This window comes from Shewanella sp. SM23 (assembly GCF_025654295.1).
In the GTDB taxonomy this organism is placed as follows: domain Bacteria; phylum Pseudomonadota; class Gammaproteobacteria; order Enterobacterales; family Shewanellaceae; genus Shewanella; species Shewanella oncorhynchi.
In genome coordinates, this window is the sequence record NZ_JAKKRM010000005.1 from 162,227 (window position 1) to 187,372 (window position 25,146).

The 25,146-nt window shown below is 44.9% G+C and carries 20 protein-coding genes and 2 tRNA genes; 20 read left to right on the forward strand and 2 right to left on the reverse strand.

Going from position 1 to position 25,146, the window contains the following annotated elements; genetic code table 11:
* The first annotated feature begins 5 nt into the window (after window positions 1–5).
* From L5L98_RS08825 to rpsO, 8 genes are all read left to right on the forward strand, one after another.
* A tRNA-Leu gene (locus L5L98_RS08825) sits at window positions 6–92 on the forward strand.
* Window positions 93–174: 82 nt separating this feature from the next.
* A tRNA-Met gene (locus L5L98_RS08830) sits at window positions 175–251 on the forward strand.
* Window positions 252–424: 173 nt separating this feature from the next.
* On the forward strand, window positions 425–880 hold the full coding sequence (gene rimP, locus L5L98_RS08835) for a ribosome maturation factor RimP (RefSeq protein ID WP_006082718.1): 456 nt from the start codon (window positions 425–427) through the stop codon (window positions 878–880).
* 29 nt (window positions 881–909) lie between these two features.
* Complete coding sequence (nusA, locus tag L5L98_RS08840; RefSeq protein ID WP_028761452.1) at window positions 910–2,409, forward strand: transcription termination factor NusA; 1,500 nt, start codon at window positions 910–912, stop codon at window positions 2,407–2,409.
* 25 nt (window positions 2,410–2,434) lie between these two features.
* On the forward strand, window positions 2,435–5,077 hold the full coding sequence (gene infB / locus L5L98_RS08845; protein WP_105251699.1) for a translation initiation factor IF-2: 2,643 nt from the start codon (window positions 2,435–2,437) through the stop codon (window positions 5,075–5,077).
* 57 nt (window positions 5,078–5,134) lie between these two features.
* A complete protein-coding gene (rbfA, locus tag L5L98_RS08850; RefSeq protein WP_105251700.1) occupies window positions 5,135–5,593 on the forward strand; it encodes a 30S ribosome-binding factor RbfA in 459 nt (152 codons plus the stop codon).
* The gene (gene truB / locus L5L98_RS08855; RefSeq protein ID WP_263140107.1) at window positions 5,593–6,558 is read left to right on the forward strand and encodes a tRNA pseudouridine(55) synthase TruB; all 966 of its coding nucleotides are present in this window, start codon (window positions 5,593–5,595) and stop codon (window positions 6,556–6,558) included. Before rbfA ends, truB begins: the two co-directional genes overlap by 1 nt.
* 148 nt (window positions 6,559–6,706) lie before the next feature.
* Window positions 6,707–6,976 (forward strand): 30S ribosomal protein S15, encoded by a 270-nt coding sequence (rpsO, locus tag L5L98_RS08860; RefSeq protein ID WP_028761447.1) that lies wholly within the window; start codon window positions 6,707–6,709, stop codon window positions 6,974–6,976.
* A gap of 188 nt (window positions 6,977–7,164) precedes the next feature.
* On the opposite strand, the gene L5L98_RS08865 is transcribed toward rpsO, so the two are convergent.
* Window positions 7,165–9,219 (reverse strand): putative bifunctional diguanylate cyclase/phosphodiesterase, encoded by a 2,055-nt coding sequence (locus L5L98_RS08865; protein WP_105251701.1) that lies wholly within the window; start codon window positions 9,217–9,219, stop codon window positions 7,165–7,167.
* A gap of 195 nt (window positions 9,220–9,414) precedes the next feature.
* Between L5L98_RS08865 and pnp the strand changes: the two genes are divergently transcribed.
* The 11 genes from pnp to deoD all read left to right on the forward strand — a co-directional run bounded on the left by pnp (window position 9,415) and on the right by deoD (window position 22,786).
* Window positions 9,415–11,514, forward strand: a complete 2,100-nt coding sequence (pnp, locus tag L5L98_RS08870) for a polyribonucleotide nucleotidyltransferase (protein WP_105251702.1) — start codon at window positions 9,415–9,417, stop codon at window positions 11,512–11,514.
* Window positions 11,515–11,707: 193 nt separating this feature from the next.
* Window positions 11,708–12,610, forward strand: a complete 903-nt coding sequence (gene nlpI / locus L5L98_RS08875) for a lipoprotein NlpI (RefSeq protein ID WP_263140114.1) — start codon at window positions 11,708–11,710, stop codon at window positions 12,608–12,610.
* 99 nt (window positions 12,611–12,709) lie between these two features.
* Window positions 12,710–14,290, forward strand: a complete 1,581-nt coding sequence (gene prfC / locus L5L98_RS08880) for a peptide chain release factor 3 (RefSeq protein WP_105251704.1) — start codon at window positions 12,710–12,712, stop codon at window positions 14,288–14,290.
* Window positions 14,291–14,381: 91 nt separating this feature from the next.
* A complete protein-coding gene (locus L5L98_RS08885; RefSeq protein ID WP_263140117.1) occupies window positions 14,382–14,585 on the forward strand; it encodes a hypothetical protein in 204 nt (67 codons plus the stop codon).
* Window positions 14,586–14,595: 10 nt separating this feature from the next.
* Window positions 14,596–15,360, forward strand: a complete 765-nt coding sequence (locus L5L98_RS08890) for a TatD family hydrolase (RefSeq protein WP_113939305.1) — start codon at window positions 14,596–14,598, stop codon at window positions 15,358–15,360.
* 176 nt (window positions 15,361–15,536) lie between these two features.
* Window positions 15,537–16,832, forward strand: a complete 1,296-nt coding sequence (locus L5L98_RS08895) for a NupC/NupG family nucleoside CNT transporter (protein WP_263140119.1) — start codon at window positions 15,537–15,539, stop codon at window positions 16,830–16,832.
* Between the two features lie 347 nt (window positions 16,833–17,179).
* Window positions 17,180–18,049, forward strand: coding sequence for an outer membrane protein OmpK (locus L5L98_RS08900; protein WP_263140120.1), 870 nt, complete (start codon window positions 17,180–17,182; stop codon window positions 18,047–18,049).
* A 424-nt stretch (window positions 18,050–18,473) separates the two neighbouring features.
* Window positions 18,474–19,244, forward strand: coding sequence for a deoxyribose-phosphate aldolase (gene deoC / locus L5L98_RS08905; RefSeq protein ID WP_219234627.1), 771 nt, complete (start codon window positions 18,474–18,476; stop codon window positions 19,242–19,244).
* 184 nt (window positions 19,245–19,428) lie between these two features.
* Window positions 19,429–20,760, forward strand: coding sequence for a thymidine phosphorylase (gene deoA, locus L5L98_RS08910; protein WP_263140122.1), 1,332 nt, complete (start codon window positions 19,429–19,431; stop codon window positions 20,758–20,760).
* Between the two features lie 9 nt (window positions 20,761–20,769).
* The gene (locus tag L5L98_RS08915; RefSeq protein ID WP_105251710.1) at window positions 20,770–21,984 is read left to right on the forward strand and encodes a phosphopentomutase; all 1,215 of its coding nucleotides are present in this window, start codon (window positions 20,770–20,772) and stop codon (window positions 21,982–21,984) included.
* Between the two features lie 91 nt (window positions 21,985–22,075).
* The gene (gene deoD, locus L5L98_RS08920; RefSeq protein WP_006086929.1) at window positions 22,076–22,786 is read left to right on the forward strand and encodes a purine-nucleoside phosphorylase; all 711 of its coding nucleotides are present in this window, start codon (window positions 22,076–22,078) and stop codon (window positions 22,784–22,786) included.
* A 189-nt stretch (window positions 22,787–22,975) separates the two neighbouring features.
* Here deoD and L5L98_RS08925 read toward each other — a convergent pair whose 3' ends face one another.
* On the reverse strand, window positions 22,976–24,010 hold the full coding sequence (locus L5L98_RS08925; protein WP_263140127.1) for a YtjB family periplasmic protein: 1,035 nt from the start codon (window positions 24,008–24,010) through the stop codon (window positions 22,976–22,978).
* Between the two features lie 79 nt (window positions 24,011–24,089).
* Between L5L98_RS08925 and serB the strand changes: the two genes are divergently transcribed.
* On the forward strand, window positions 24,090–25,070 hold the full coding sequence (gene serB / locus L5L98_RS08930) for a phosphoserine phosphatase SerB (protein ID WP_173497509.1): 981 nt from the start codon (window positions 24,090–24,092) through the stop codon (window positions 25,068–25,070).
* The last annotated feature ends 76 nt before the right edge of the window (window positions 25,071–25,146 follow it).

Here is a 25,146-nt window from a genome sequence, read left to right on the forward strand (position 1 = left end):
GTGTCGCCGAGGTGGCGAAATTGGTAGACGCGCAGCCTTGAGGTGGCTGTGACCTAACGGTCGTGCGGGTTCAAGTCCCGCTCTCGGCACCAAATATAACTAAGATAGACGAGATAAGTTCTCTCTTAGTTATTGCAAGAAATGACGATAGTCAATATACTTGCACACAGTTGACGCGGGGTGGAGCAGCATGGTAGCTCGTCGGGCTCATAACCCGAAGGTCGTCGGTTCAAATCCGGCCCCCGCAACCAGCTCCTAGTAACGAATAGTGTTTGAATTCGTTATGGTTTACAGGTTCTTGAAATTAATGACCTCGTGATTACGGGGTTTTTTGTTATCTGGGACTTTTAAATTTGTCGCATGCTTCGTATGTGGCGTTGTACTAGGGCTATTAAGCCCTTTTTTGTTTTTTCGGGGGTCAATCTTGGCAACGTTAGAATTCAGACTGGCAGAAATGCTCAAAGTACCTGTGGAAGCATTAGGCTTTCAGCTGTGGGGCATTGAATATGTTCAAGCGGGTAAGCATTCCACACTGCGAGTGTTCATTGATGGTGAGAATGGTATCAATATTGAAGATTGTGCCAATGCAAGTCGCCAAGTCAGTGCTGTACTCGATGTTGAAGATCCTATTTCTACAGAATATACCCTAGAGGTTTCTTCGCCAGGCGTAGATAGACCCTTATTTACTGCTGAGCAGTACGCGGGCTATGTAGGCGAGGATGTAAAGCTTCAATTGACTATGCCGGTTGACGGCAGTCGTAATTTAAAAGGCGCCATCACTGCGGTCGACGGGCAAATGCTCTCGCTGAAAGTGAATGGTAAAGAGTTAGTTGTCGCATTGGATAATATCCGCAAAGGCAACTTAATCGCTAAGTTTTGATGGTTTCAAGGTGAACGAGGCAAGACGAGATGAATAAAGAGATTCTGCTAGTCGCTGAGGCGGTTTCAAATGAAAAGGCCGTTCCACGCGAGAAAATTTTTGAAGCGCTAGAGATTGCTCTGGCCACAGCAACCAAGAAAAAGTACGAAGGTGATATTGACGTTCGTGTTGCTATCGACCGTAAAACCGGTGGTTATGATACTTTCCGTCGTTGGATGGTAGTTGATGATCACGGTGAAGCGTTAGAAAACCCTTATCGTGAAATCACGTTAGAAGCGGCACGTTACGAAAATCCGGACATCCAACCTGGCGAGTTTATCGAAGACGATATCGAGTCAGTGGTGTTTGACCGTATTACCACTCAAACCGCTAAGCAAGTGATCGTACAGAAAGTACGTGAAGCTGAACGTGCGCAAGTGGTTGAGCAGTTCCAAGATCAGGAAGGTGAGTTAATCACTGGTGTGGTCAAAAAAGCGACTCGCGAGAGCGTAGTGGTTGACTTAGGTAATAACGCTGACGGCGTATTGTTCCGTGAAGACTTAATTTCACGCGAATCTTTCCGCCCTGGTGACCGTGTGCGTGCATTATTGTACTCAGTACGTCCAGAAGCTCGTGGTGCACAATTATTCTTAAGCCGTACTAAACCTGAAATGCTGATCGAGCTTTTCCGTGTTGAAGTGCCTGAAATCGCTGACGAACTGATTGAAATCATGGGAGCTGCTCGTGATCCAGGCGCTCGCGCTAAGATCGCCGTTAAGTCGAATGATCGCCGTATCGATCCTATCGGTGCGTGTGTGGGTATGCGCGGAGCGCGTGTACAAGCCGTTTCGAATGAACTGGGTGGCGAACGTGTTGATATCGTGTTGTGGGATGATAATCCAGCACAATACGTGATCAATGCCATGGCGCCAGCCGATGTTGCCTCTATCATAGTCGACGAAGATAACCATTCTATGGATATCGCTGTTGAAGCCGATAGTTTGGCACAAGCCATTGGACGTAATGGCCAGAACGTACGTTTAGCAACACAACTGACTGGTTGGGTTCTGAACGTTATGACAGTGGAAGATATGAATAAGAAACATCAGGCAGAAAGTGCCAAGGTGGTTGATTTATTTGTTAACTCACTGGATGTCGATGAAGATTTTGCACAAGTACTGGCAGATGAGGGCTTTACGTCGCTCGAAGAAGTTGCCTATGTGCCTGTGTCTGAACTATTGGCGATTGACGGTTTTGACGAAGATCTCGTCGAAGCTTTACGTGAACGTGCAAAAGCGGCGATCTCAACTCGAGCTCTCGCTACTGAAGAAGCACTGGATGGTGTGGAGCCAAGTGAAGAGTTGCTAGCACTTGAAGGTGTTGAAAGACACTTAGCCTATGTTTTCGCTAGCAAAGGTATTGTGACTCTAGAAGACTTGGCTGAACAAGGCATTGATGATTTGATCGAAATTGAAGAATTGACAGAAGAAAAAGCAGGTGAGCTCATCATGGCAGCCCGCAATATCTGTTGGTTTGGCGAAGAAGCATAAGTCGATCAACAGGGGGATTTAACTGATGGCAGATACTACCGTAGAGAAATTGGCCACGGAAGTGGGTAAAAGTGTTGAACGTCTGATTGAGCAATTCTCTCAGGCTGGAATTAAGAAAGGCCAAGCTGATAAAGTGACTGAAGCTGAAAAGCAGCAGTTACTGGATTATCTGAAAAAGCAGCACGGTGGCGAAAATGCGCCAACGAAAATGACGCTGCAGCGTAAAACCGTATCGACCCTAAGTGTGGCCGGTAATGGTGGTCAATCTAAAGATGTTAAAGTTGAAGTTCGTAAAACACGAACTTTCGTTAAGCGTGATGCTAATGAGGCTACTCTGAAGGCTGAAGAAGAAGCGAAAGCCGAAGCAGAAGCTTTGGCAAAAGCAAAGGCCGAAGCAGAAGCTGCTGCGGCAGCAAAAGTGAAAGCTGAAGCAGATGCTAAGGCAAAAGTGGAAGCAGAAGCCAAGGCGAAAGCTAAAGCAGCAGCCGAAGTGAAAGTGGTTAAAGATATGTCACCAGAAGCAGAAGCGGCTCGTCTAGAAGCTGAACGTTTGAAAGCGGCGCAAGAAGCGGCAACTAAACGTAAGCAAGACGAAGAAGCGGCTAAAGCGGCAGAAACAGCTCGCTTACTCGCTGAAGAACATTCTAAACGCTGGGCCGAAGAAGAGCGCCAACGTTTAGAAGCTGAGAAAAACGGTGATCATCACATCACGACATCTAAAGTAGCTCGTGCTGCTGAAGATACCTCTGATCTGGATGAAGAAAAACGCGGACGTCGTGCTCGTAACAAGAGCAACGCGAAAAAACGTGGCGGCAAAGATGCCCGTGACGGCCGTGAAAAACACATGCGTAACCGCAGTACTGCACCTGAGTCTATGGCGCATGGCTTCAATAAGCCTGTGGCAGCAGTGAGCCGTGATGTGCGTATCGGTGAAACTGTTACTGTTTCTGAACTTGCGCATTTAATGGCAGTGAAAGCGACTGAAATCATCAAACAGATGATGAAAATGGGTTCTATGGTCACGATCAACCAAGTGTTAGATCAAGAGACTGCCCAGCTAGTTGCTGAAGAAATGGGTCACAAAGTTGTGCTTATCCGTGAAAACGAGCTTGAGCACCAAGTGCTACAAGACCGTGATGATGAAGATGGCATTAAGCTAGAATCTCGTGCACCAGTTGTGACTATCATGGGGCACGTTGACCACGGTAAGACTTCGTTACTCGACTACATTCGCCGCGCTAAAGTGGCTGCTGGCGAAGCCGGTGGCATTACTCAGCATATCGGTGCATACCATGTTGAAACTGAAAATGGCATGATCACTTTCCTTGATACTCCTGGTCACGCCGCGTTTACCGCAATGCGTGCCCGTGGTGCTAAGGCAACGGATATTGTTGTGCTAGTTGTTGCTGCCGATGACGGTGTAATGCCGCAAACAATCGAAGCTATTCAACATGCTAAAGCCGGTAACGTGCCATTAATCGTGGCTGTGAACAAGATGGATAAACCGGAAGCGGATATCGATCGCGTTAAGAGCGAATTGTCACAACACGGTGTTATGTCTGAAGATTGGGGTGGAGACAACATGTTTGCCTTCGTTTCAGCTAAGACAGGTGAAGGCGTTGATGAACTGTTAGAAGGTATCTTACTGCAAGCTGAAGTTCTCGAACTGAAAGCGGTACGTGATGGTATGGCTGCCGGTGTGGTCATTGAATCACAATTGGACAAAGGTCGCGGCCCTGTGGCTACGATTCTGGTTCAAGAAGGTACGCTGCGCCAAGGTGATATCGTTCTGTGTGGTCTTGAGTACGGTAAAATTCGTGCAATGAAAGACGAAAACGGTCGTTCAATCACTGAAGCGGGTCCATCTATTCCTGTTGAAATTCTAGGTCTGTCAGGCGTTCCGTCTGCAGGTGATGAAGCAACAGTTGTACGTGACGAACGTAAAGCTCGTGAAGTTGCCCTGTATCGTCAAGGTAAGTTCCGTGATGTGAAACTGGCACGTCAGCAAAAATCTAAGCTAGAAAACATGTTTGCGAACATGACAGACGGCGAAGTGAAAGAACTGAACATCGTTCTTAAAGCAGACGTACAAGGTTCACTCGAAGCGATTACTGATTCGTTAACAGGTTTGTCTACCGACGAAGTGAAAGTGAACATCATCGCTCGCGGTGTGGGTGCACTGACTGAAACGGATGCAACCTTAGCGGCTGCCTCTAACGCTATCATGGTTGGCTTTAACGTACGTGCCGATGCACAAGCCCGTAAGACTATCGAAAGTGAAAGTGTTGATTTACGTTACTACAGCGTTATCTATAATTTGATTGATGAAGTGCGTGCAGCGATGACAGGTATGCTGTCTCCTGTGTTCAAACAACAAATTATCGGTCTGGCTGAAGTTCGTGATGTGTTCAAGTCACCTAAGCTGGGTGCAATTGCTGGCTGTATGGTGACCGAAGGTACCATCAAGCGTAGCGCGCCAATTCGCGTACTACGTGATAACGTTGTTATCTACGAAGGTGAACTCGAATCGCTACGTCGCTTTAAAGACGACGTTGCTGAAGTTCGCAATGGTATGGAATGTGGTATTGGCGTTAAGAACTACAACGATGTTCGCGTAGGCGACCAAATCGAAGTATTCGAAACCGTCGAGATTGCTCGTACTCTGTAACGATAATAAGGGCGGCTTTAGCCGCCCTTATCAATTTAAGCTATGGTAAGAAATATTATGGCAAAAGAATTCAGTCGTACTCGTCGAATCGCTCAGCAGCTTCAGCAAGAACTTGCTCAAGTGCTACAGCGCGACATGAAAGATCCTCGTATTGGCTTTGTGACTGTGAATGACGTCGACGTCTCTCGCGATCTCAGCTATGCCAAAGTGTTTGTGACTTTTTTTGAAGAAGACAAAGCTGTCGTTCAAGAAAAGCTAAACGCTTTGATCAGCGCAGCTCCTTATATCCGCACTTTAGTGGCGGGTCGTATGAAGCTGCGTGTCATGCCTGAACTGCGTTTTATCTACGATAGCTCGCTGGTTGAAGGTATGCGCATGTCTAACTTAGTTAGCCAAGTGATCAACCAAGACAAAGCGAAGCAACAGCAATTTGGCAGCGAAGACGCATCGGTTGAAGATGAAGTCTTAGGTGATGATATTGCTGATGACGCAGATGAAACGGAAGGTAAAGATTAATGGCTCGTCGTCCAAAAGGTCGTTTTATCGATGGGATAGTGCTGCTGGATAAATCCACTGGCATGAGTTCAAACTTTGCATTGCAAAGGGTAAAGCGCTTTTTTAATGCGAATAAAGCTGGGCATACGGGCGCACTCGATCCGTTAGCGACAGGTATGTTACCTGTATGCTTAGGCGAAGGGACTAAGTTTTCTCAGCATCTATTGGATGCCGATAAACGCTATTTAGTCACTGCAAAGCTTGGCGAACGGACAGATACCAGTGATTCCGATGGTGAAGTGGTGCAAACCCGCGCCATTGATTTTACCGAGGCGCAGCTATTAACTGCGCTTGATTTCTTCCGTGGTGAAACTCAGCAAGTGCCTTCTATGTATTCCGCGCTGAAATATCAGGGTCAGCCCCTGTATAAATATGCCCGTGAAGGTATAGAAGTGCCGCGTGAATCTCGCCCTATTACGGTATTTGAGCTAAATTTCATCGGTCTTGAAGGCGATGAGCTGACCTTAGACATTCATTGCTCTAAGGGCACTTATATTCGCACTATCATAGACGATCTCGGTGAGATGCTCGGTTGTGGCGCCCATGTGATTATGCTGCGCCGCACCCAAGTTGCACAGTATCCCTATGCCAGAATGGTCACTTTAGAACAACTTGAAACGCTAGTTGCTCAAGCACATGAACAACAGATAGATCCGAGCGTATTACTCGACCCTCTGTTATTGCCTATGGACACGGCCGTGGCCGATTTTCCAGAGGTGAATGTGCCGGATGCGATAGCTCCTTACTTAATGCAAGGTCAAGCGGTTCGAGTACCAGTTAATGCAGAATTGAAAACCGATGAGTTGGTACGTATCACTTTAGGTGACATTCGCCGATTTGTGGGGATTGGCACAATGAACGAAGATGGCTTATTAGCGCCGAAACGACTCATTGTTATCCATGACGAACCTGCAGAAACGCATTAGCCCGTTATCCATCGACAAATGATTAAATTAGTTGATGCATTAGTCCCCGCCTTTTATTGCGCTAGGGTGGGTTTATGGGTAAAATAGCGCGCCCTCTGGCTGAGTTAGTGATCGGCTAGAGATTCATATTATTTATTTGGAGATATACATGTCACTAAGTCCTGAAGCAAAAGCAAAAATTTTGGCTGATTTTGGCCGTTGTGAAAACGACACTGGTTCAACTGAAGTTCAAGTTGCTTTGTTAACTGCGCAAATCAACCATTTGCAAGATCACTTCAAAGAGCACATTCATGATCACCACTCACGTCGTGGTCTGTTACGTATGGTTAGCTCACGTCGTAAGTTAACTGCTTACCTGAAACGTACTGATTTAGCACGTTACACTGCTCTGATCCAAAAGTTAGGTCTACGTCGTTAATTTCGCGTCGACTAACGTGAAAAAGGAGGCTTAGCCTCCTTTTTTATTGCCTAAAATTCAACAGAATATTGATTGTGTAAACGAGAGATATAAAGAAGTTACAGTCAAAATCAGTCTAACGTTTAGGTCCGTTATGCTTAGCTTAATGTGATTAAGCATCGAATTGATTAAGTGCCAATGTAAGTATCCTAAGCCCCACGTAAACCATCAAGACTGCTTATTGTTGCTGTTTGTGTTGCTATATACAGCGCTTCAAATTCTGCTTGGGGCAGAGGTTGACTAAAATAGAAACCTTGGCCGACTTGGCACTGATTTTCTTTCAACCAATCCAATTGCTGTTCGTTTTCAATGCCTTCGGCCACAATGGTCAAATTAAGCTGCTTTCCCAACATTAAAATGGTCGATGCAATTGCACTATCCCCTGGTAGATCGGAAACGAAACAACGATCGATTTTCATGGTAGTGATAGGCAAATGGCGCAGGTAAGAGAGTGAAGAATACCCTGTGCCAAAGTCATCGACTGCAATGCCAAATCCGGCTGATTTCAATTGTTCAAGCTTAGCGATAGCGAGTTCAATGTCGTTCATCAACGAGGTTTCAGTGATTTCAATTTCCAGCAACTCAGGTTGGATTTGATAGCGTAATGCCATCTGTTTGATATCGGGAACTAAACTGGCATCGGCAAATTGCTGTGAGGCAACATTAATCGCAATTGGGATGGCATAGTTATATTTTTTCTGCCATTCCCTAAGGACTTTACAGCTTTGCTCTATCACCCAACGACCTATAGGAATGATGATACCTGTCTCTTCCGCGACGGGAATAAAGGAAATGGGGCTGATGAGTCGTCCGTCTTTTTGCCAACGGATCAAGGCTTCACAGGCGATGACTTTGCCCGTTTGCAGATCAAGTTTCGGTTGGAAATACAGTAAAAATTCATTGTTTTTTAACGCATCATGTAAAGATGCTTCAGTGCGTAAACGAACTGCTGCTCGCTCAGTCATCTGTTGTTTGAAGAAGGCCCATTGATTCGAGCCTGCAGCTTTCGCGCTGTACATGGCAATGTCAGCGTGACGGATCAAATCTTCAGCGCTGTTACCGTCTTCGGGATAAATAGAAATCCCAATTGATGCCGCAGGATGAATTGCATGTTCATTTAATTGAATCGGGACATTGAGCTGGATCAGTAGCTTATCTACAAAATCTGCTGCTTGGTCTGGGGTGTGAACTGTATCGGCCAGAATAACAAATTCATCTCCACCTAAGCGGGAAACTGTACCTTTATCACCAACGAATCGTTCGAGAATGCGGGCGATACGAGCGAGGAATTGATCTCCTAATGCGTGGCCAAGGGAATCGTTGATATTCTTAAAACGGTCTAAGTCGATAAACATCAATGCAAAGCTGCGTTTGTGTACTCGCGAGCGTTGGATAGTGACTGCGATGGTTTCAAGCAATAATGTGCGGTTCGGTAAGCCAGTTAGCGGATCTCGGGTCGCCATTTTGCGCAGTTTGGATTGCGTTTGGCTAAATTGGATAAGAATTTGGTTGAATTTCGAGGTCACTAGGCCGAGTTCATCATCCTTATGCGCGTTGGACATAGGTAAGAGATTTTCGTCCGGTGAGTCGGGTTCGATCTTATCGATGGCCTCACTGATGCGTGCGATAGGCTGAGTCAGGAAGCGATGGAATACCACGGACAGCACTAAGGTGAGTAAGAGTGCACGAGCGAGAGTAGCAAAAAAACTAAATCTTAACTGCGAGAAGAGGGTGTTTGTGAGTTCTTGGGTATCGTAGAAAACTGTTAATGTACCAATGAGTTGCTGTTGTTGGGTACCTTCAAAATAAAAAGGCCTATACAAAGGGCGAGAAATTTCTTTGAGATCATCAAATAATTTATTACTTAAACTGATAAAAGTCTGTGAGTTATTCTGCTTATTATTACTGACAGAAACAAACATTGAGCCATCGTCCAGCTCAATCACCGCCGAGCCAACATGTTCGACTTTGATGGCACCCTCTAAAGTTTGACGGGCTAAATTATCATCTAATGCCCATACGGCATTTGCTGCAGGTTGTTCAACTGAATCAAGGAGTTCTTGCTGAGTGGTCGTGAGTTGTTGTTTGGTTGATACGACGACTAAAGCGATTTCAACAATAAAAATGGCAATGGCAAAAAATAGGGCAGTAAATACGACTAGGTTAGTTTGTTTCCACGTCAGTGACTTAAAACGGCCTGTCATCGGGCGCATCCTTCATGATAATTATTCACCATCGGCGAGATTTTCCGTATCAATATAAACCGCAACTCTTTGTTGATTTAACCACTTTAGTGAAAAGTTACGTATTTGTCATCATTATCTGCTCTTTATCTATTGATCCGAATTGCAGTATACTTACGCGCGTAATTCAAGGTCATTAATTAAGGAATGGGTCACGTGAATCCTATTGTAAAGAGTTTTGAGTATGGTCAACATACAGTCACCCTGGAAACAGGTGTTATAGCGCGTCAAGCTGATGCAGCCGTTTTAGCGAGTATGGGTGACACGACAGTGTTAGTCACTGTTGTCGGTAAAAAAGATGCAGATGCAGGCCGTGACTTTTTCCCTCTGACTGTTAACTATCAAGAAAAAACCTACGCAGCGGGTAAAATTCCTGGTGGTTTCTTTAAGCGTGAAGGCCGTCCTTCAGAAGATGAGACATTAATCGCTCGTCTGATCGACCGTCCAATTCGCCCTCTTTTCCCTAATGGTTTCAAAAACGAAGTTCAAGTTATCATTACCGTAGTATCTGTCGATCCACAAATCGAGCCAGATATCATCTCCATGATCGGTACTTCTGCGGCACTGGCTATTTCTGGTATTCCATTCAGCGGTCCTTTAGGTGCTGCACGTGTGGGTTACATTGATGGCGAATACGTGTTGAACCCAAGTGTTGCACAACTTGCAACCAGCCAACTGAACTTAGTGGTTGCTGGTACTGCTGGTGCAGTATTAATGGTGGAATCAGAAGCCCAAGCATTACCAGAAGAAGTGATGTTAGGTTCTGTAGTTTACGGTCACGATCAACAACAAGTGGTTATCAAGGCGATTGCTGAATTTAAAGCAGAAGCCGGTAAACCAACTTGGGATTGGACTGCACCAACGCAAGATGCCGATTTAGTTGCCCAAATCAAAGAGCTTGCTGAAGCTGGTTTAGGCGATGCGTATAAAATCCAAGTTAAACAAGATCGTTATGCTCAAGTTTCTGTTGTTAAAGCAGCAGCAAAAGAAGCCTTGTTAGCGAGCAATCCAAGCGTTGATTTACGTGAAGTTGACAACTTACTGGGTAGCTTAGAGAAGAAAGTGGTTCGTGGTCGCATCATCCGTGGCGAGCCACGTATCGATGGTCGTGAACCAGACATGATCCGTGCATTAAGCGTGTTAGCGGGCGTATTGCCACGTACTCACGGTAGCGCGTTGTTCACTCGCGGCGAAACTCAAGCGTTAGTGACTTGTACTTTAGGTACTGAACGTGATGCACAGAAGATCGACAGCATCATGGGCGAGCGCACTAACCGTTTCATGTTGCACTATAACTTCCCTCCATACTCTGTTGGTGAAACAGGCATGGTGGGTTCACCTAAGCGCCGCGAAATCGGTCATGGTAAGTTAGCATGGCGCGGTATCAATGCTGTTATGCCTTCAGCTGCTGAATTCCCATACAGCGTACGCGTTGTATCTGAAATCACTGAATCTAACGGTTCAAGCTCTATGGCGTCAGTATGTGGTACTTCTCTCGCGTTGATGGATGCCGGTGTACCTATCAAAACTTCTGTAGCGGGTATCGCTATGGGTCTAGTAAAAGAAGGCGATGATTTCGTTGTTCTTTCTGACATCTTAGGTGATGAAGATCATTTAGGTGACATGGACTTTAAAGTTGCTGGTACGCGTGATGGTATTACTGCACTGCAGATGGATATCAAGATCGAAGGTATCACTAAAGAAATCATGGATATCGCACTGCAACAAGCCTATGGTGCACGTGTACATATTCTAAACGTGATGGATCAAGCGATTGGTTCACACCGTGATGATATTTCTGATCACGCTCCACGTATCACTGTTATCAAGATCAACCCAGAAAAAATCCGTGATGTTATCGGTAAAGGTGGCGCAGTTATCCGTGCTCTGACCGAAGAAACGGGCACTACGATTGAACTAGAAGATGATGGTACTGTGAAGATCGCTTCTTCAAACGGCGAAGCAACTAAAGAAGCTATCCGTCGTATCGAAGAAATCACTTCAGAAGTTGAAGTGGGTCGTATCTACAATGGTAAGGTTATCCGTATCGTTGATTTCGGCGCATTCGTGAACATTCTGCCGGGCAAAGACGGTTTAGTACACATTTCACAAATCAGTGATGAACGTGTTGCTAACGTGTCTGATCACCTTGAGCTGAACCAAGAAGTTGCCGTTAAGGTGATGGAAGTGGATCGTCAAGGCCGCGTACGTCTGTCAATTAAAGAAGCACAAACGAAAGAAGCTGCTGCTGAATAATGAGTCTTTGACTTATTTATAGGCATACACTTTTTAAGTGATTGCATCAAAAGGAGATCAAATGATCTCCTTTTTTGTTTTGGCATTAAGAAAGTCACTATTAATCTTAATTCCCTAATAGCGGTCCTGTGGTGGGATTGCTATCATGAAGATTCTTCTGCGTATGTTGGGAATCTAAAAAAGGTAGAAATGGATGAGTCTTAAAATTAGAACCGCTGTCGTTGCTGTGCTGGCGAGTGCCAGTATGTTGTTAGCCGGATGCGCAACCACCCAGTCTCCTTTAGATAACCATAATGATGTTGAAGGTAAATTGGTTGTCGCGCCGGTTATGCCTGATTATAAAGTCGAAGTGACACTGGCAAAACTCAACGAGATTTTGGCTACGGTCGAACTGACGAATGAACAGAGAGCTAGATTTCATTACGATCGTGGTGTGATTTACGACAGTGTAGGCTTAAGAATGCTCGCACGGATTGATTTTATGCAAGCGTTAAAACTTCAGCCTGATCTTGCTGATGCCTATAATTTCCTTGGAATTTATTACACCCAAGAAGGTGAATACGACAGCGCCTATGAAGCCTTCGATGGCGTATTAGAGTTAGCACCTAATTATGATTATGCCTATTTGAATCGCGGTATTGCTTTGTACTATGGCGACCGCATTGATTTAGCGACTAAAGATATGCAGGCGTTTTATGCAGGCGATAATAAAGACGGTTATCGGGCATTATGGCTGTATTTGATTGATTTGAAAGCTGACTCCGTTGAAGCGAAAAAACAGTTAGCGCAGCATCGTCAGAATTTAGAAAATGATGCTTGGGCGACTGTTATCGTCGATTATTATTTAGGTAAAAAAAGCCGTGATGAGGTGTTTTCAGCCGCTAAAGTAGGCTTAACATATCCGAAAGAATATGCTGAACGTTTATGTGAAGCTTATTTTTACCTTGCAAAAATGGCGATAGAAACTAAGCAATATCAAGATGCTGCAAACTATTTTCGCTTAGCATTGGCAACCAATATCTATGATTTTGTCGAACATAGATATGCGCGTATTGAACTCGCCAAAGTCAAAGGTTTGCTCGAAGCCACAAAATAACCTCTCTCAGCCCGAGTTCATCTCGGGCTTTGCCTAGCCAAGCTCGAACTGAGGCGCTATAATTTGCGCCTTTTTAGCGATACAAGTGCATAGGTTAACATGTCAGGCAATAAAGTAGAGGTCGATAAACGTCGCACCTTCGCGATCATATCGCACCCCGACGCGGGTAAAACAACCATTACCGAAAAAGTGCTGTTATTCGGAAACGCTTTGCAGAAAGCGGGTACGGTTAAAGGCAAAAAATCGGGTCAGCATGCTAAGTCTGACTGGATGGAAATGGAGAAAGACCGTGGTATTTCTATTACTACGTCTGTCATGCAATTTCCCTATGGTGGCGCCCTTGTTAACCTACTCGATACGCCTGGTCACGAAGACTTCTCTGAAGATACTTATCGTACTCTGACGGCCGTTGATTCCTGTCTAATGGTTATCGACTCTGCTAAGGGTGTTGAAGACCGTACGATCAAGTTGATGGAAGTGACACGTCTGCGTGATACGCCGATTGTGACCTTTATGAACAAACTCGACCGCGATATCCGTGATCCTATTGATCTGATGGATGAAGTCGAAAGCGTGCTGAATATTGCCTGTGCACCTATTACTTGGCCTATTGGCAGCGGTAAAGAGTTCAAAGGTATTTACCACATACTGCGTGATGAAGTGGTCTTGTATCAAGGAGGTATGGGACACACGATCCAAGAGCGTCGTGTAATTAAAGGCATTAATAATCCTGATCTTGAGAAAGCGATTGGCAGTTATGCCGCTGATTTGCGCAATGAGATGGAATTAGTGCGCGGCGCGTCGCATGAATTTGACCATGCAGCTTTCTTGAAAGGCGAGTTGACGCCAGTGTTCTTCGGTACTGCGCTAGGTAACTTTGGTGTGGACCATATTCTTGACGGCATCGTCGAGTGGGCACCTAAGCCATTACCGCGCGAAAGCGATACACGCGTTATCATGCCTGATGAAGAAAAATTCACCGGTTTCGTGTTCAAGATCCAAGCAAACATGGATCCAAAACACCGTGACCGTGTCGCCTTTATGCGTGTGTGTTCTGGCCGTTACGAGCAAGGCATGAAAATGCACCATGTGCGTATTGGTAAAGATGTTAACGTTAGCGATGCATTGACCTTTATGGCAGGCGATCGTGAGCGTGCTGAAGAAGCTTACCCAGGCGATATCATCGGTTTACATAACCATGGCACTATCCGTATTGGCGATACGTTTACCCAAGGTGAAAAATTCCGTTTCACTGGCGTACCTAACTTCGCCCCTGAAATGTTCCGCCGTATTCGTTTGCGCGATCCGCTTAAACAGAAGCAACTCTTAAAAGGCTTAGTACAGTTATCTGAAGAAGGTGCTGTACAAGTATTCCGCCCAATTGATACTAACGATTTGATTGTTGGCGCTGTGGGTGTACTGCAGTTTGAAGTGGTTGTTGGTCGTCTGAAGAGTGAATATAACGTTGAAGCTATTTACGAAGGTATTAGCGTGTCGACAGCTCGCTGGGTTTATTGTAAGGATGAGCGTAAGCTTGAAGAGTTCCGCCGTAAGTGTAGCCAAAACTTGGCTCTCGATGGTGGCGATAACTTAACCTATATTGCACCAACTATGGTTAACCTTAATCTTTCGATGGAAAGATATCCTGATATTGAGTTTGCGAAAACCCGCGAACACTAATAGGGTTCGGTTTAGAATAGTGGTTGAAATGGCGGTGAATTCACCGCCATTTTTGTATCTAACGAAAACTAAAAATCGGTTCTGGATGTGAATGATGGCGAATTGGATCACAAAAACATGGCAGGCTTATATTCATTGGTGCGACCGAATGGGGCTGACACCTGAAAATCGTCGCTGTTGCATGCCACGCCTTGAAGATCCTCCATTAGCGGTAAAATGCGTCAAAGCTTTGGTGGTTGACGAAACCGTATCACCACCTGAACCTCATTCAATTGGTAAATCGGCCGCAGAGTGAGGCATTTACTGTGATTGATACCCACGCCCATTTGGATTTTGCTGAGTTTGATGTTGACCGCGACGATGTGGTGTTGCGAATGCACAGTGTTGGCGTAGATAATCTGATTATTCCCGGTGTGTCGCCGCAGCACTGGCACAAACAGCTCGCCGTTGCCGAACAATACCAAACTTATTTTGCCCTTGGTATTCATCCTTGGTTTTGTCCAGAGGATGTTGATGCTGGGATCTTAGCATTAACATCTCAAGTTTCGGCGTTACTAGAATGTCCTCGCTTTGTTGCTATTGGTGAATGTGGCTTAGATAAGCTCTATTCCTCAACGTGGCCTCAGCAGCTCGCATTTTTTGAGGCACAATTAGCTTTAGCTAAGTCCGTTAATCTGCCAGTTATTATTCATAGCGTAAAAGCACATTCAGAGGTTTTAGAGTGTTTGAAAAAGTATCAATTGCCTAGAGGCGGTGTGATACATGCTTTTTCTGGCAGTACTGAAATTGCACTGGAATATATCAAATTAGGTTTTAAGCTGGGAATTGGTGGTTTGATTATGAACCCTAATGCTAAAAAATTGCTCAAAACTGTCAGCGAATTACCACTTCAGCACTTCATACTTGAGACTGACTCTCCTGCAATGACACCGATAAATGTTACTGAAAAACGTAACCAGCCCGCTAACCTTGTTCTTTTTATAGACAAAATTGCCAATTTGCAAAAAAAATCAAGTGTTCTAATATCAGAACACTTGGTGTCGAATGTAATGCAACTGTTTGACCTTTAGCTGTTTTTAAATAAACAGGTGTAGGTCGCACTAGCATTCTGCACTAAGCGATTGAAATTAAACTCCAAAAATATGATCAAAACGACGATTTTCGACTTTGCCTCGGGTATAATCTGACTCGGAAATAGGTTGATTAACAACATAATTAAAAAGTGTTAACAATAGGGTGATGGTTAATGGATATATTAATGAGTTTAGTAGGGGTGGTCACCCTACTTGCGATAGGTTTCCTCCTATCGAATAACAAAAAAGCAATTAATTTACGTACAGTGGGCGGCGCGTTAGCTATCCAAGCTGCCTTCGGTGGTTTTGTACTGTATATTCCTGTTGGTAAAGACATTCTGAAAGGGATGTCTGATGCGGTTTCTAGCGTTATTGGTTACGCACAAAACGGTATCGGTTTCCTGTTTGGTGATTTAGCTAACTTCAAACTTGGCTTTATCTTCGCAGTTAACGTGTTACCCGTTATTGTGTTCTTCTCTTCTCTGATTGCGGTTCTATATTACTTAGGCGTTATGCAGTGGATCATCCGTATCATCGGTGGTGGTTTACAAAAAGCATTGGGCACAAGCCGTACTGAATCTATGTCAGCAACTGCTAACATCTTCGTTGGTCAGACTGAAGCCCCATTAGTGGTTCGCCCATTCATTCCAACTATGACGCAGTCTGAACTGTTTGCGATCATGGTGGGTGGTTTGGCATCAATCGCGGGTTCAGTATTGGCTGGTTACGCGCAGATGGGTGTACCTATCGAATACTTAGTTGCCGCTTCATTCATGGCAGCACCAGGTGGTCTATTAATGGCTAAACTGATGCACCCTGAAACTGAAGCTGCTAAAAATGACATGAGCGATTTACCAGAAGATCCTGACAAACCAGCTAACGTGTTAGACGCCGCTGCTGCAGGTGCTTCATCTGGTATGCATTTAGCCTTAAACGTAGGCGCTATGTTGTTAGCCTTCGTTGGTTTGATCGCTATGGTCAACGGCATTATTGGTGGTGTGGGTGGTTGGTTTGGTGTTGAAGGTTTAACACTTGAACTGATCCTTGGCTATGTGTTTATGCCATTAGCATTCCTTATCGGTGTGCCTTGGAATGAAGCATTAGTAGCAGGTTCTTTCATCGGTCAAAAGATCATTGTTAACGAATTCGTTGCTTACTTAAACTTTGCTCCATATATCTCTGATGCTGCCACTACTTGTACAGCGGTTGCTGCTGAAGTTGTTAAAGGCCTGCCGTTATGCGTTGCTGAAACTCAAGCTGTGATGACTCATAGAACACAAGCGATTATTTCGTTTGCTCTGTGTGGTTTCGCTAACTTGTCTTCAATCGCGATTTTGCTTGGTGGTTTAGGTGCTATGGCTCCTAACCGTCGTCATGATTTAGCTACAATGGGTATTCGTGCGGTTATCGCCGGCTCTTTAGCTAACTTAATGAGCGCAACACTTGCTGGTTTGTTCTTAGCTATCTAAGTAACAACAGCAGGGGGAAACCCCACTAACTGGGTCCTGACCATGCAGGGCAGGGCCTAAGTTAATTCAACCATTTTCCAGTAGTGATTCCTGTAGTGAATAGTTTCTCCAATTGAAAGACACAGAATGCAACTGAAGTGTAGCTGTCATTCTGTCTTAAATGTCGTGAGCCTACGGTTACGTTAATTAATCGTAATGCAGAAGTCGCGACTTTGTTCACAATTAAGAATTTTGTGTTTGTGATTTTACGCTAGATTATTGAGATTTTTTTTAATCTAGGTAGAATGCGAACGCCACAAAAAGAACGCTACCCTCGATGGTAGCAAACAAGATAAATGGGGTTGATGATGAAAAACGTTAAAACTTTAGCTTTAGCCGCTACTGCAGTAGCAGCAATCTCTGGCAATGCATTTGCTGCTGATCGTACTGACCTTCACGGTTCTGATTACAAGTGGATGCAGTTCAACGCTATGTACTCTATCGGTGAAAAGCCAGAGAACCCAGCGGCTGGCGATCAACACAACTACTTAGAAATGGAATTCGGCGGTCGTTCTGGCGTATTCGATCTATACGGTTATGTTGACGTATTCAACTTGGCAAACGAAACATCAAGCAATGGTGACAAGAATCCAGGTACAGGTAAAAGTAAGCTGTTTATGAAGTTTGCTCCACGTGTATCTATCGATGCGCTGACTGGTAAAGACTTGTCTTTTGGACCAATCCAAGAAGTTTACTTCTCTACTCTGTTCAACTGGGATGGATTAGTTAACGATGGTGATGGTTCTGGCGTTAACTCTACATTTTGGGGTGTCGGTGCTGATGTAAACGTGCCTTGGTTAGGCAAAACAGGCATGAACCTGTACGGTTACTATGACATGAACGCTAAAGAGTGGAATGGATATCAGTTCTCTGCTAACTGGTTCAAACCTTTCTACTTCTTCGATAACAAAAGCTTCCTGTCATTCCAAGGTTACATCGATTATCAATTTGGTGCTGACGAAGCATATTGGCCTGCTGTTGAGAATGGTCCTTTAGTTAAGGGCAAATCAACTAACGGCGGTAACGTATTCTTCGGTCTATACTGGCATTCAGATCGTTATGCTCTGGGTTATGGCTTGAAAGGCTTCAAAGATGTTTACTTGCTAACTGATGATGGTGCTACTGGCCTAGAATCAACTGGTTGGTCACACTACCTGTCAGCTACTTACAAGTTCTAATTTCTTGTAATACTAGTTGCTTGTTGGAGCCGCATTATGCGGCTCCATCTTTAGTTTTACCATGAGTCTTTATCTAAGCCTATTAGGCTAACAAGTGGGTTTATATAAAGGTTTGTGTTTTTCTCGCGCTAAAATGGATTTTTCGCGGAAAAGTAGGAGCAAGATTTTATTCGTATCCTCTCTTCCGGTCTTCAAGGATTCAAGTCGTGGTCACTTATAAGTTATTTTAAGTGTCAGGATGCCTATTGTTCTTTATGACTTAGGCAAGATTGAATACCTACAACAAGGTAGTTTGTACAAGCAAATTACTCGGCACCGCCTGAAGGCCCGGCCATATAAAAATAATCAAAATAATGCCACCTCTCAAGCGTTGCTTTTATGCGACTGATTTCTATTCATTTAATTTTTATTTTGGAGAGCTATTATGACTGATTTAAAAAAAGCAGCACAACGCGCCATTGAGTTAATGGACTTAACGACTTTGAATGATGACGACACAGATCAAAAAGTGATCGACCTGTGCCACAAAGCGAAAACGGCTGCGGGCAATACTGCCGCTATCTGCATTTATCCACGTTTCATCCCGATTGCACGCAAGACGTTAGATGAGATCGGTGCTGAAGATATCCAAATCGCCACTGTGACTAACTTCCCCCATGGCAATGATGACATTGCCATTGCTGTGCTAGAAACTCGCGCCGCTGTTGCTTATGGTGCCGACGAAGTTGACGTGGTATTCCCATACCGCGCACTGATGGAAGGCAATGAAACAATTGGTTTTGAATTAGTTAAAGCCTGTAAAGAAGCCTGTGGTGAAGTCTTGTTAAAAGTCATCATCGAATCTGGCGTGTTAGCTGATCCTGCACTTATCCGCCGTGCATCAGAGCTTTCAATCGATGCAGGTGCTGACTTTATTAAAACCTCTACTGGTAAAGTGCCTGTAAACGCCACACTTGAAGCCGCTGAAATCATGTTAACTGTGATTAGCGAGAAGAATACACAAGTAGGCTTCAAGCCTGCCGGTGGTGTGCGTGATGCTGCACAAGCGGCTGAATTCCTTGGTGTTGCTGAGCGTATTTTAGGTGCTGAATGGGTTTCACCACGTACCTTTAGATTTGGTGCTTCAAGTTTACTAAACAGCTTGTTACACACACTAGAATTAGCTGATGCGCCTAAGCCGACTCAAGGCTATTAATTGCAAACTATCGCTGATTAATACTATCAGTGTATAGCGAGCCTAATTAAGTGTGACCTAAATCTATTTGGCAAACTCAAAACTTCGATAGTATGAACTTGTAATATTGCTACAGTTTTGATGTTTCATTGCAAAGATAAGCACTAGCGACAGGGTTGTTAGTGTCTATCTTGGAGGCAGTATCATGTTTCTAGCTCAAGAGATTATTCGTAAAAAACGTAATGGTTTAGCGCTAAGTTCTGCAGAAATACAGTTTTTTGTTCAAGGTATCACTACTAACGCAGTGTCCGAAGGTCAGATTGCCGCATTAGGCATGGCTGTGTACTTTAATGACATGAATATGGATGAAAGAATCGCTTTAACGACAGCGATGCGTGATTCTGGCACTGTACTTAATTGGCAATCATTGGGACTCAATGGCCCTGTTATCGACAAACACAGCACTGGCGGTGTGGGCGATGTGATTAGCCTTATGCTTGGCCCTATGGCTGCGGCTTGTGGTGGTTATGTGCCTATGATTTCTGGGCGTGGCCTAGGTCATACGGGCGGCACGCTCGATAAGTTTGATGCCATTCCGGGTTATCAAACTGAGCCATCAAGTGAATTGTTCCGTAAAGTGGTTAAAGAAGTCGGTGTGGCGATTATTGGCCAAACAGGCGATCTCGTTCCTGCCGACAAACGTTTCTATTCTATCCGCGATAATACCGCCACCGTTGAATCCATTTCCCTCATCACAGCGTCGATTCTGTCTAAGAAATTAGCCTGTAATTTAGATGCACTAGCGATGGATGTGAAAGTCGGTAGTGGTGCTTTCATGCCAACCTATGAAGCATCGGAAGAATTAGCTCGCAGTATTGCAGCTGTTGCTAATGGTGCGGGCACTAAAACGACAGCTTTGCTTACCGATATGAATCAAGTGCTTGCATCTTGCGCCGGTAACGCGGTTGAAGTGAAAGAAGCCATCGACTTTTTAACGGGGGCTTACCGTAATCCGCGTTTATATGAAGTCACTATAGGTCTTTGCGCTGAGATGTTGCTTCTGGGCGGTCTTGCAAGCAATGAAGCCGACGCTCGCGCTAAACTGAATCGTGTGCTCGATAATGGTCGCGCTGCAGAACTCTTTGGCAAGATGGTGTCGGGTCTTGGTGGTCCAGTTGATTTTGTTGAAAACTACAATAAATACCTACCGCAATCACAAATTATTCGCCCAGTTTTTGCCGATATGCAAGGTTATGCCTATAGCATGGATACCCGTGAGTTAGGTTTAGCGGTTGTGACCTTAGGTGGCGGCCGCCGTAAGCCCGGTGATGCACTAGACTATAGTGTTGGCTTAACTCAAGTGTGTGCTTTAGGCGATAAAGTAGATTCATCGACTCCGATTGCCGTTATCCATGCACAGTCTGAAGCTGCCTTCGCGGAAGCTGAACTCGCGGTGAAAAAAGCGATTCACATTGGTGAAACCTCTCCAGAAAAAACACCTGAGATCTATGCCTATATTCGTGCATCGGACCTTTAAGGAAGAATTATGAAACGTACCATTATTATGATGTTGGACTCCTTTGGAGTCGGTGCTTCTGCTGATGCAGCAAGCTTTGGTGATGTTGGTTCCGATACCTTTGGTCATATTGCTAAAGCATGTGCCGAAGGCAAAGCCGATATTGGCCGTGAAGGCCCGCTGAAATTACCTAACTTAGCGCGCTTAGGTTTAGGCCATGCGGCGATGGAAAGTACTGGCGCCTTTGCCCCCGGTTTTGGCGATAATGTTGAGCTGATTGGTGCTTATGGTCATGCACAAGAGTTAAGTTCGGGTAAAGATACGCCGAGCGGTCACTGGGAGATGGCGGGCGTGCCCGTACTATTCGAGTGGGGTTATTTCAGCGAGCATCAAAATTCTTTCCCTAAAGAACTGACGGATAAGATCTTAGCCCGTGCAGGTCTGGATGGATTCTTAGGTAATTGCCATGCCTCAGGTACAACCATTTTAGAAGAGTTAGGCGAAGAGCACATGCGCTCTGGCAAGCCTATTTTCTACACCTCTGCTGATTCAGTATTCCAAATCGCTTGTCATGAAGAAACCTTCGGTTTAGACAATCTCTATCGTCTTTGCGAAATAACCCGTGAAGAGTTAGAGCCTTACAACATAGGTCGCGTCATTGCCCGTCCATTTGATGGTACTGGTCCAAGTGATTTTGCCCGTACTGGCAATCGTAAGGATTATTCGCTCGCGCCACCTGCAAAAACTGTACTCGATAAGCTGAAAGAGGCTGGCGGTGAAGTAGTGAGTGTGGGCAAGATTGCCGACATTTATGCTTACTGTGGTATCACTAAAAAAGTGAAGGCGAACGGCTTAGAAGCACTTTTCGATGCGACCTTAGCCGAAGTGAAATCTGCGGGTGATAACACTATAGTGTTTACTAACTTCGTTGATTTCGACTCTCACTACGGTCATCGCCGTGATGTTGCTGGTTACGCCAAAGGGCTGGAATATTTTGATGCCCGTTTGCCTGAAATGCTCGCATTATTAGGTGAAGACGATCTGCTGATTTTAACGGCGGATCACGGTTGCGATCCAACATGGCAAGGCACGGATCATACCCGTGAATATGTGCCAGTATTAGCTTTTGGCGCTGGATTGAAAGCCGGATCGCTGGGTCGTCGTAACAGCTTTGCCGATATCGGCCAATCTATTGCGAGCCACTTTAAGCTTGAACCTATGGCCTATGGCGAATCGTTCCTTTAGGCAAATTAGCATTTATTTCGATTTGGCGGCTGACATTTGCCGTCAGTAAACAAAGACTTAAGTCTTAATAAAATAAACAGGGGTTATTTCGATGGCAACACCACACATTAATGCTGTAGAGGGCGCATTCGCTGAGACAATGCTGTTTCCAGGCGATCCATTACGTGCAAAATATATTGCTGAAACATTCTTAGAAAATGTTGAGCAAGTGACTGATGTTCGAAACATGCTAGGTTTTACTGGTACTTACAAAGGTAAGCGTATTTCAGTAATGGGTTCTGGCATGGGTATTCCTTCATGCTCTATCTATGCAACTGAATTAATTCGTGATTACGGCGTTAAGAACCTGATCCGTGTGGGTACTTGTGGTGCGATCAGCACTGACGTTAAAGTACGTGACGTGATCATCGGTATGGGTGCATGTACTGACTCAGCGGTTAACCGTTTACGTTTTAAAGGCCAAGATTTTGCCGCTATCGCTAACTATGAGCTGATGAATGCGGTTATCGAATCTGCGAAAGTTCGTGGCACTAAAGTTCGCGTAGGTAACATTTTCTCTGCGGACCTGTTCTACACTCCTGATCCACAAATGTTTGACGTGATGGAGAAAATGGGCGTGTTAGGTGTTGAAATGGAAGCGGCGGGTTTGTACGGTGTTGCCCATGAGTTTGGTGCGCGTGCCCTGTGCGTTGTGACTGTATCTGACCACATCCGCACCGGTGAAAAGACTTCTGCAGAAGAACGTCAAACCACATTCAATGATATGATCATCATGACATTAGAAGCGGCGATTACACTGTAACTGTTACGCTGTAAGAGTGTGCTACTGAAAAGGGTTCGCAATGCGAACCCTTTTTTATGTCAATTTTTAGCGGCTGTTCTATTCGACTTTGTTATTAATGGTTTGGTTATTAGAAATTGCTTGTTTATGGCTTATCTAGAGCTTAGCTATCAATAGATTAGTGATTTACCTTATCTATCGAAATAGATATTAACCTGTTGAATCTGTGTCGAGATCGCTTGGCTCATTGAGCGTTTTTGGCGTAGAGGTTTCGGCCGCAGCGGCTGTTGTTTTAGTCGCGTGTTTTACTCGGCGGACACTTTTCACTTTAGGTTTAACCTTAACAGGTGCCGCTTGTTCCGCATTGTTTGTCGCGTTTTCAACTGTTGTATTATCCTGTAATTCCAATGATTTTTCTGACGTTTTTTCGGCCTTAGTTCGCACGCTGGTCTGAGTGAGCTTATCGGTATTTGCCTCTGTCACTGCTTTTGGTGCCTTAGTGGGCTTAGTCGCTTTCTCTTGTGGGTTATCAGTGGTAGCCACCGGTTTATCTTCGGTTGGCTCTTGCGCCAAACCATCATTAACACTTTCTGATGGCTCTTCAGTTGAGGATCGTTTCTCAGGTTTTTTCGGCGCTTGACGCAACTTAACCCGAAAGCGACGGCGGTCGAAGTCGGCACGTTTGAAAGACAAAGAGCGTGAAAGCAACATACCAATCAAGCCTGCAACCAGCAGCATGATTTGTTGTTGCTCCATGTTTAAATTATGGGCTTCTTTGATTTCATTGAAAAATAACTTGGTATCAAGCCTGACTTCGACATAACCTAGATTTTTCCCTTCTTGGATCACGGGCTCTACATAGGGAGGATATTTGCTTAGCAGCAAATTCATTTCTTCCGAGTCAGGATCAACTACATCCTTAGTGATGCTTTGAGCGAAGGATAGCCGCATGCCTTGGTCACTGAAGATTGCGGCGGACATCACCTTAGGATCTTCCACTAAAGCGCTGGCGAGCCATTGCAACTGCTCATCATTTTGCAGTTGTAGCGCGGGCGCGGCACCATAAGCGGTTTGCTGTACCAGTAATCTGGCCATCTTTTGAGTTTGGGACTTTAGAAGCAGCTGACCTTGTAGTAGGCTTGTTTGCCACAATTGCACTAAGCCGAATATTAAGGCGAAGGCGGCGGCAATTTGGATCAGTCTACTGATTTTATGGCTTTTCTTTAGCCCTTTAAGATATAACACTTTGACCCTTAAAATGTAGAGCGCTTGCCTAATCATAATTGATTCTGAGTGAGCCCGATAGTTGGAGAATTTAAGTCCGATGGAAAGCTTGAACCAAGATGCGCTTTTTTTGTGGTTAGTCTCTGACCATTCCCCAAGGTTTGAACGCCAAGGGCAAGTGTTTGAACGTTATCAAGAGTCAGCAAACCCCGCTGGTGTTTCACGTGTGCGAATTATTTATCAAGATGCCGCGGTAGAGGCGACAATATCGGCCTGGATAGCGCAATTGCCTCAGTCTAACGTTATCGGTATCGCCCATATCGAACGCCAAGTTGGTTTACATTGTATCGAGTTGGCACTGGTAAATTTGCCTTCTCAGGCGCAGTTAGCGGCATTCCCGCAGTCTTTAGCTGAATTGCATGTCATCAATTTTGATTTGCCTTGCTTGAATCATCCCGGTTTATTAGTGATGGACATGGATTCAACGGCGATTCAGATTGAATGTATTGATGAATTAGCGGCTATGGCGGGCGTTGGCGAGCGCGTGGCGGCGATTACTGAACGTGCTATGCAAGGTGAGCTAGATTTTGAGCAGAGTTTGCGTCAGCGTGTGGCGCAGCTTAAGGGCGCTGATGCCAGTATTATCACGACCTTGTGCGACAACTTGCCTTTGATGCCTGGGCTTGAGCTTATGCTTTTAGAGCTTAAATCCCATGGCTGGCGTTTAGTGGTTGCATCTGGCGGCTTTACGCCTTTTGTTGGCCATTTAAGGCAGCTTTTAAACTTAGATGCGGCCTTTGCTAATGAGTTAGTGATCACTGACGGTAAACTTGCGGGTGAAGTAACAGGTAAAGTTGTGGATGCGCAGTTTAAGGCGGATGTGGTTGAGCGTTGCAGTGAGCAGTGGCAAATTCCAAAAGGCCAAAGAGTCGCGATCGGCGATGGCGCGAATGATATTCCTATGGTGATGGCAGCGGATTTTGGTATCGCTTTCCATGCCAAACCTAAGCTGGCAGCGGCGGCGGATGCCAATATTCGTCACCTCGACCTGCGAGTTCTACCTTACCTGCTACAAATCTAGATTATTCATTTATTTAAATATAAGTCTGGATAGAGACTGAGTTAGAGTAAGGACTCTTGTCTTTTATTGATGAGCT